The sequence below is a fragment of the Brevundimonas sp. CURTG3B2_SDJG genome, assembly GCF_057364705.1.
Genome location: NZ_JBNFOJ010000153.1, coordinates 1 through 7,343, shown reverse-complemented (window position 1 = coordinate 7,343; position 7,343 = coordinate 1). Strand labels below are relative to the sequence as shown.

Below are 7,343 nucleotides of genomic sequence, written 5' to 3'. Positions count from 1 at the left end.
GACAGCCGCCCGGCCGGCTGGCGGCTGCAGGGGCGGGCGAAGGGGACAGGGCTGGCGGCGCGCCGGCGCCGCCGGGGATGCGAGCGTAGGCCTGGCGCGACGCCTCCAGCAGGATGACGCCGGCCGCGCCCGGAACGATGCGCCGCCCCACCTGCTCGAAGCCGTCGGCGAGCGGCAGCATGGGACCCCAGGGCGGGACGTAGAGGGTCTGGGACCAGGCCGTCGGCTCCAGGCCCGCATCGCGCACCAGCCGCTCCAGCTGTCGGCGGGTGAAGGGCCGGCCGTGGCCGAAGGGCGTGCTCTCGGACCGGGACCACAGCCCGCCGCGGGCGGCCGCCACGAGGATGATCCTCCCCGCCGGAGCCAGGGCGCGAACGGCCTCCAGCATCAGGGCCTGGGCGTCGTCCGCCTCTTCCAGGGCGTGCACCAGCAGGATGCGGTCGAAGGCGCCGGCGGCGAAGGGCAGGCGGCGGTCCTCGATCAGGACGGTACGGGCCTTGCCGACGGACGGCCAAAGCTCGGCACCTTGTCCGCTCGGCATGGCGGCGACGACGCGGCGCGCCCCGACGAAGGCGTCCAGCCATGGGGTGGCGTAGCCCAGGCCCAGAACGTCGCAGTTGACGGCCTCGCCCCAGGCGTCCTCGAGCCGGCGCGCCAGCAGGCGGCGCGCCAGGGCGCCGGTCGGCTCGCCGTAGAATATCCGCAAGTCCTCGATGCTGCGCCGCATGCCGCCACCATAGACCCCGCCGGAGGCCGCTGCCACAATGCCGGCATGACCCTGGACGTTCGCCTGTTTCCCTGTCTGAACGACAACTACGGCTTCCTGATCCGCGACGGGGCGAGCGGCCGCGTGGCGACGATCGACACGCCGGACGCCGAGGCCATCCTGGCGGAGCTGGAGCGGTCGGATTGGGGGCGGCTGGACCTGATCCTGAATACCCATTGGCATCCGGATCACACCCAGGGCAACGCCGCGCTGAAGGCGGCGACGGGATGCCAGATCGTGGGGCCGGAGGAAGTGCGCCGCGCGGCGCCGCTGGATCGCGTCGTCCGGGGCGGCGATGTCGTGATGCTGGGCGAGACCGCGTTGGAGGTGACCGATGCGCCCGGCCACACCCTGGGCCATATCGTCTATCGCTCGGCGGCGGACGCCCAGGCCTTCGTCGGCGACGTGATCTTCGTGCTGGGCTGCGGCCGCCTGTTCGAGGGGACGCCCGAGCAGATGTGGACCAGCCTTCAGGCCTTGGCCGTCTGGCCGGACGAGACCACGATCTGGTGCGCGCACGAGTACACGGCCGCCAACGCGCGCTTCGCCCTGAGTCTCGATGACCGGCCCGAGACGGCGGCGCGCGCGGCGGAGATATTCGCCATGCGGGAGCGGGGAGAGCCGACCGTCCCGACGACCATCGGTTCGGAGAAGGTGTTCAATCCCTTTCTGACGGCGACGGATGCGGCCCAATTCGCCGAGCGGCGGGCGGCCAAGGACGGCTTCACCGGTTAGGCGTGGGGTCCTGCGGCAGGAAGGCCCGGATGACGCGCGCTGACGACGGCCGGCCGGCCACGCCCTGGGTCGGCGCCACCACGATGCGAAGGTCGCCTCGCGAATAGGTCACGGACGCGCGCTCGCCCTGGACGATGACGATCCGGCGCAGCTGGTTCAGCGATGAGCGGCTGGTGGGCGACCGAGCGATGCGCAGCACCGCGTCGGTGGACAGGATCAGGGCCTCGACCGTCAGACCCTCGGCGTCCTCGCCGGTGTCGACGTTGATCTCGATCAGCCGGCCCATGGCCTGACTGAGCATGGCGCTGCGGCGGGTCATCAGCTGGAACAACTGGGCCGGACCCAGGGTGGGCGGCGACAGATTGGCGCCCGGGCCCGAGAACGAAGCCGGCGAGCCGCCGGGCGCCTGGGGGGTGTAGACGGTCATGCCGCCGCCGGGCGTGACCCTCAGGATTTGCTGGCCGGCGTCGTTGCGATAGATGACATCGCCCGCGGGCGGCGGTGGGGCGCAGCACCCAGGTCTCTTCCCGACGGTCGAAACGCAGCAGCGGGCGCTGGCCGGAGCGGTCCAGGGTGAAGCCTTCGCCCGAATCCGCCACGTAACGGCCCGGCGGGGGCAGGGTCCAGGTTGCGCCGCCGCGGTTGAGCAGGGCCTGGCTCTGCTCGGCCTGGGCGTTGCCTCGCGCCTGGGCCCAGGCCGCGGGGGCGACCGAAGTCAGCGACAGGACGGCTCCCGCGAAGGCGATCGCCATCGCGGCCGGAAGCGGCTCTCGCGCCGTTCTGACCCTGTCCGTCAACACCATGATGAAACTGGTGGAAGCACGCCGCGGCGGATTTTGGGCGGTTCGCGGATCAGCCGACCAGATACTGACCGCCGTTCAGCGACAGCGTGCAGCCTGTGACATATCCGGCACGCTCACCGGCCAGCCAAGACACCATGTCGGCGATTTCCTCGCCTTTTCCGAGCCTTCCTACCGGAATCTGGGCGACGATCCCCGCCAGGACCTTCTCGTCCATGGCCCCCACCATCTCGGTGTCGATGTAGCCCGGAGCGATGCAGTTCACCGTCACGCCCTTGCGCGCGTTCTCCAGCGCCAGGGCCTTGGTGAAGCCGATCATCCCGGCCTTGGCGGCGGAATAGTTGGTCTGTCCGATCTGGCCCTTCTGGCCGTTGATCGACGAGATGTTGACGATGCGGCCGAAACCGCGGTCGCGCATGCCGTTGATCACCTGACGCGTCATGTTGAAGACGCTGTCCATGTTCACGCGGATGACGTCTGACCACTGGTCGGCGCTCATCTTGTGAAAGAAGCCGTCGCGGGTGATGCCGGCGTTGTTCACCAGCACCTCGATCGGGCCCAGCTGGCCTCGACCTCGGCCACGGCGCGGGCGCAGTCGTCGAACGAGCCGACATTGCCTTTGACCACCATGACGCCCAACTCCCGGGCTGTGGCCTCGGCGGCTTCGGTGTTGCCGGAATAGCCGGCGGCCACGGCCATGCCGTCTTCCTTGAGCCGCTGCACGATGGCCTTGCCGATGCCGCGGGTTCCACCGGTCACGAGTGCGACGCGAGCCATATGCGTTTCCTTGTCCCTTGAGCCGTCTCTGACGGACGCCCTTGACGATTACGCTTTAGCTTGCAGGTCGTTGCGCGAAAAGCCGGTGTTACGCGGCTTTACGAAAATCCGCCTTTCCTGGGGCTACGGCCCGTCTTGCGGCGCAACAACAAGAAGTTGTGATGATCAACCTTGAGGCGCTTGAGGCGATAGTCAGCGCCTTGACGGAGGACGCCATGAAACTCGTTGTTCTGTTCGCCGCGGCCGGAGCCGCCCTGACGCTCGGCGCCGGCCCGGCGGGAAGCGCCTCGGCGCCGGTCGCCGAAAGCTGTCACGCCACGTGCTTCAGCCGGTGCCAAGCCCTGTATCCGGACGATCCCTATCTGATCAGCTCGTGCACCGACGGCTGCGTCCTCACCGAATGCGGCGGGGAACCCTGGCCCTGAAGCCGTCCGGCGTCAGGCCGCGAGCCGGCTCATGTCGATGACGAAGCGATAACGGACGTCGGACTTCTCCAGGCGTTCGTAAGCCTCGTTGATCTGGTCCGGCGCGATCACCTCGATGTCGCTGACGATCCCGTTCGCGGCGCAGAAGTCCAGCATCTCCTGGGTCTCGCGGATGCCGCCGATCAGGGAGCCGGCGACCGAGCGCCGGCGCCACAACAAGCCCATGGCGTAGACCGGCAGGCCCTCGGTGGTCAGGCCCAGCATGACCATGGTTCCGTCGCGGGCCAGAAGTTGGACGTGGCTGGCGATCTCGTGGGTGGCCGAGACGGTGTTGATGATCAGGTCGAACTTTTCGGCCGCCGCCGCCATGGCCGCCTTGTCGGAGTTGATCAGGAAATGCCGGGCGCCCATCCGCTCGGCGTCGGCCTTCTTGCGGTCCGAGGTGGACAGGACCGTCACCTCGGCGCCCATGGCCGCGGCCTGCTTGACCGCCATGTGGCCCAGGCCGCCCAGGCCGATCACCGCGACCTTCGAGCCCGGGCCGATCTTCCAGTGTTTCAGCGGACTGTAGGTGGTGATGCCGGCGCAGAGCAGCGGCGCGGCCGCGTCCAGCGGCAGGGCGTCGGGGATGCGCAGGACATAGTTCTGATCGACGGTGATGCGGTCGGCATAGCCGCCCTGGGTGATCGTCTGGCCGGCCTCGGCCCCCTTGGGATCGGGCCAGCCGTAGGTCTGGACGAAGCCCGGCACGCAGTATTGCTCCTCGCCCGCCCGGCACGAGACGCAGGTTCGGCAGCTGTCGACGATGCAGCCGACGCCCACCCGGTCGCCTGTCTTGAACCGGGTCACGTTGGACCCGACCGCGGTCACCACGCCGGCCATCTCGTGACCGGGCACGATGGGGTAGCGGGTGTTGCCCAGGTCGTTCTTCACGATGTGAAGGTCGGAATGGCAGATCCCGCAGTACTGGATCTGGATCGCCACGTCATCCGGGCCGGGATCGCGGCGGTCGAAGGCGTAGGGCGACAGCGGGGCGTCGGCCGCGGTGGCGGCGAAGGCGCGGGTGGCGATGGGCATGGCGGTCTCCTGCGACGCGGGCCGGGCTGTCCTGGCCTATTTCAGCTTTTCGATCAGCGCCTGGGCCGCCGCCGGGTTGCGCACCTTGGCGCCCGCGATGAAGTAGGCGAAGACGTCGCCGCGCTTCGACCACGCCTTCGTCCGCGCCGCGATGTCGTCCAGCTCCTTGGACGACATGCCGGTCGGTTCGTCCTCGCGGCTGGACATCAGGCGCGCATAGGTGAAGTCCGCGGTCGGCTGATCGATGCGCGGCCACTCGGGCGCTTCTTCGTCCTCGGCGTAGACGATGGCCGCGCCGTATTGGGCGGCCAGGTCGTAGAACTGCTGGGTGTCGAAGGTCGGGCTGCGGACTTCCAGGGCATGGCGCAGGCGCACCCCGTCCTTCTCCTTGGGCAGCAGTTTCAGGAAGGCCTCGAAGTCGACGGGGTCGAACTTCTTGGTGGCCATGAACTGCCAGTTGATCGGGCCCAGCTTGTCGCCCAGCGCGGTCAGACCCTGGTCCAGGAAGCGGTCCAGACTCTCGTTGCCCTCGGACAGGACCTTGCGATTGGTGCAGAACCGGCTGGCCTTGACCGAGAAGACGAAGTCGTCGGGCGTTTCGTCGCGCCACTTCATCCAGGTGTCGATCTTGAAGCCCGAGTAGTAGGTGCCGTTGATCTCGATCGAGGTCAGCTTGCCCGAGGCGTACTCCAGCTCCTTCTTCTGGCTCAGCTTCTCGGGATAAAAGGTCCCGCGCCAGGGCTCGTAGGTCCAGCCGCCGATGCCGGTGTAGATCTTGCCTGCCATGACGGCCTCCAGTCCTCGCGACGCCGTCACAGCTACCCCAGGGACGAGGCCGCCGGAAGCCCGAAGCGTCGGATCAGGCCGCGGCCCGCTCGTCCGGGCGCAGGGTCAGGACGCGGACGCCGTCGCGGGTGACCGCGACCGTGTGCTCGAACTGAGCAGACAGCTTGCCGTCCGTGGTGACGACGGTCCAGCCGTCGTCTTCGGTGCGCACCGTCCGGCGGCCCTGGTTCAGCATGGGCTCGATCGTGAAGACCATGCCCTCGCGCAGCTTCAGGCCCGTTCCAGGCTTGCCGAAGTGCAGCACCTGGGGATCTTCGTGCATCTCGCGCCCGATGCCGTGGCCGCAATAGTCGCGCACGACGGAGTAGCCGGCGCGCCGGGCGTGCTGCTCGATGGCGTGGCCGATGTCGCCCAGGGTCGCGCCGGGGCGCACGGCGCGGATGCCCTTCCACAGGGCGTCGTAGGTGATCCGGACCAGCCGCTTCGCCGCAGGCGTCACATCGCCGATCAGGTAGGTCTTGCTGGAGTCCGCGATGAAGCCGTTCTTCTCGAGCGTGATGTCGAAGTTGACGATGTCGCCGGCGCGCAGGACCTCGTCCGCCGACGGGACGCCATGGCAGACGACCGCGTTGCGCGAACTGTTCAGCGCGAAGCCGTAGCCGTACTGGCCCTTGCTGGCGGGCCGGGCGCCCAGCTCGTCGACGATGAAGGCCTCGACCCGGTCGTTGACCTCCAAGGTGGTCATCCCGGCGAGCGCCAGTCCGTCCAGATGGCCGAACACAGACGCCAGCAGGCGGCCCGCCTCGGCCATCAACTCGATCTCGGCCGGGGTCTTGGTCATGCGGCCGCGGGCGCCAGGGCGGGGCGTCGACGCCGGCGGCCCTCAGTTCGCGCGCCGCCAGTTCCTGGAAAGTCAGGCCGGGGTTCAGCTCGCCCAGCATGCCGATCCTGATCCAGAACGCCGCCTGGGCGTTGATCGAACGGCAAGAGGCGCGGCTGGCGCGGCGCAGCTGTTCGTGCAGCTCGTCCTCGATGTTGACGATGCCCATCCGGGCCTCCTCGATATACAAAGCGTATATGTTTTATATGTGCCGACAGGGCGGGGCGGCAAGAGGGCTCGCCTGTCAGGCGGCTTCCACCAGCGCCCGGTAGGCGGCCGTGGCCTGTGCGCGGGCCGTATCGTCGTCGAGCAGCCGGCGGGAATGGCCGTAGGCCAGGACGATGCCCTTGAACTGGAAGACCAGGATTTCGAGCGCGGTGTCGTCGGCGTCGGGCCTCAGGGCGCGGAACTCGCGTTTCAGGGTCTTGGCCCAGAGGATCTGGCTGGCCTTGAGGGTGTCGCGCAGCGGTCCCGGCTGGTCGTCCAGCTCGATGGCCGCGGCCTTCAGCGGGCAGCCGCCGGGCCGGTCCTCGCCGTCGATCCAGTCCAGCTCGCCCTGGAAGATGCGGTCCAGCCGCTCGCGCCCCCTCTCGAGAGGTTCGGCCGGCGTCCAGACGGCGGCGGTGAAGCGGGCGATCATGGTGTCGACCACCTCGGCCTGAAGCTGCTCCTTGGACTGGAAATGCTTGAGGACGGCGCTCTTGGACACGCCCGCGGCGCCGGCGACATCGGCCAGGCTGACGGCGGCCAGGCCGCGCACGGTGACCTGGGCCATCGCCTCTTCGATCAGCCGGGCGTGGGTGGTCTCGCCCTTGGGGGGCATGCGCGAAATCCTTCTTGACTCAAAGTGACCGATCGGTCACTTCTAGGTGCACGACCGGTCACTTTTATCCGATCCCGGTCGTCTTGAACACCCCTCCCTGGAGGAAGCGCCATGCTTCTCACGACCCTGCTCTCGATGGCGGCCCTGGCGGCGGCCCAACCCCTCGCCCAACCTCTGGCCCAGCCCTCGGCCCCCCTGGCCGGCGCGTCGCCGTCCTGATCCAGCCGCGCGAGGCGCGGATGAACCTGGACGGCCGCAATTGGGCCTGCGATCC

Annotated in this window: 8 protein-coding genes and 3 pseudogenes; 2 read left to right on the top strand and 9 right to left on the bottom strand. The window is 68.9% G+C overall.

The genetic code is table 11. The features are described from left to right. Positions 1-727: class I SAM-dependent methyltransferase (locus AC2W7C_RS11285; RefSeq protein ID WP_486001524.1), on the bottom strand; the 727-nt coding region annotated here is incomplete at its 3' end. Between the two features lie 45 nt (positions 728-772). Between AC2W7C_RS11285 and gloB the strand changes: the two genes are divergently transcribed. Next, positions 773-1,501 carry a hydroxyacylglutathione hydrolase gene (gene gloB / locus AC2W7C_RS11280; RefSeq protein WP_486001523.1) on the top strand — a complete coding sequence of 243 codons (729 nt, stop codon included), beginning with the start codon at positions 773-775 and terminating at the stop codon, positions 1,499-1,501. Here the strand turns inward: gloB and AC2W7C_RS11275 are convergent. The 3 genes and pseudogenes from AC2W7C_RS11275 to phbB all read right to left on the bottom strand — a co-directional run bounded on the left by AC2W7C_RS11275 (position 1,491) and on the right by phbB (position 3,078). After that, positions 1,491-1,952, bottom strand: a complete 462-nt coding sequence (locus AC2W7C_RS11275; RefSeq protein ID WP_486001525.1) for a DUF4908 domain-containing protein — start codon at positions 1,950-1,952, stop codon at positions 1,491-1,493. The genes gloB and AC2W7C_RS11275 overlap by 11 nt on opposite strands. A 109-nt stretch (positions 1,953-2,061) precedes the next feature. After that, a pseudogene (locus tag AC2W7C_RS11270) lies at positions 2,062-2,253 on the bottom strand (hypothetical protein); the annotation flags it as partial. Between the two features lie 100 nt (positions 2,254-2,353). Continuing rightward, positions 2,354-3,078: pseudogene (gene phbB, locus AC2W7C_RS11265) on the bottom strand (acetoacetyl-CoA reductase). Positions 3,079-3,293: 215 nt separating this feature from the next. Here phbB and AC2W7C_RS11260 point away from each other — a divergent pair. Next, a complete protein-coding gene (locus tag AC2W7C_RS11260) occupies positions 3,294-3,503 on the top strand; it encodes a hypothetical protein (RefSeq protein ID WP_486001522.1) in 210 nt (69 codons plus the stop codon). A gap of 12 nt (positions 3,504-3,515) precedes the next feature. On the opposite strand, the gene AC2W7C_RS11255 is transcribed toward AC2W7C_RS11260, so the two are convergent. The 5 genes and pseudogenes from AC2W7C_RS11255 to AC2W7C_RS11235 all read right to left on the bottom strand — a co-directional run bounded on the left by AC2W7C_RS11255 (position 3,516) and on the right by AC2W7C_RS11235 (position 7,069). Next, positions 3,516-4,580: an NAD(P)-dependent alcohol dehydrogenase gene (locus AC2W7C_RS11255; protein ID WP_486001521.1), complete on the bottom strand. Its 1,065-nt coding sequence runs from the start codon at positions 4,578-4,580 to the stop codon at positions 3,516-3,518. A 36-nt stretch (positions 4,581-4,616) separates the two neighbouring features. Further along, complete coding sequence (locus tag AC2W7C_RS11250) at positions 4,617-5,366, bottom strand: DUF72 domain-containing protein (RefSeq protein ID WP_486001520.1); 750 nt, start codon at positions 5,364-5,366, stop codon at positions 4,617-4,619. A 73-nt stretch (positions 5,367-5,439) separates the two neighbouring features. Then, positions 5,440-6,207 (bottom strand): type I methionyl aminopeptidase, encoded by a 768-nt coding sequence (gene map / locus AC2W7C_RS11245; RefSeq protein WP_486001519.1) that lies wholly within the window; start codon positions 6,205-6,207, stop codon positions 5,440-5,442. A gap of 118 nt (positions 6,208-6,325) precedes the next feature. Continuing rightward, positions 6,326-6,415, bottom strand: a pseudogene (locus AC2W7C_RS11240) (TA system antitoxin ParD family protein); the annotation flags it as partial. A 75-nt stretch (positions 6,416-6,490) separates the two neighbouring features. Continuing rightward, complete coding sequence (locus tag AC2W7C_RS11235; protein ID WP_486001518.1) at positions 6,491-7,069, bottom strand: TetR/AcrR family transcriptional regulator; 579 nt, start codon at positions 7,067-7,069, stop codon at positions 6,491-6,493. Positions 7,070-7,343 lie beyond the last annotated feature (274 nt).

Bases quoted from the DNA above. Each gene is read 5' to 3' on its own strand.
- gloB (WP_486001523.1), top strand. From the start codon at position 773: ATGACCCTGGACGTTCGCCTGTTTCCCTGTCTGAACGACAACTACGGC.
- AC2W7C_RS11260 (WP_486001522.1), top strand. From the start codon at position 3,294: ATGAAACTCGTTGTTCTGTTCGCCGCGGCCGGAGCCGCCCTGACGCTC.
- AC2W7C_RS11255 (WP_486001521.1), bottom strand. From the start codon at position 4,580: ATGCCCATCGCCACCCGCGCCTTCGCCGCCACCGCGGCCGACGCCCCG.
- AC2W7C_RS11250 (WP_486001520.1), bottom strand. From the start codon at position 5,366: ATGGCAGGCAAGATCTACACCGGCATCGGCGGCTGGACCTACGAGCCC.
- map (WP_486001519.1), bottom strand. From the start codon at position 6,207: ATGACCAAGACCCCGGCCGAGATCGAGTTGATGGCCGAGGCGGGCCGC.
- AC2W7C_RS11235 (WP_486001518.1), bottom strand. From the start codon at position 7,069: ATGCCCCCCAAGGGCGAGACCACCCACGCCCGGCTGATCGAAGAGGCG.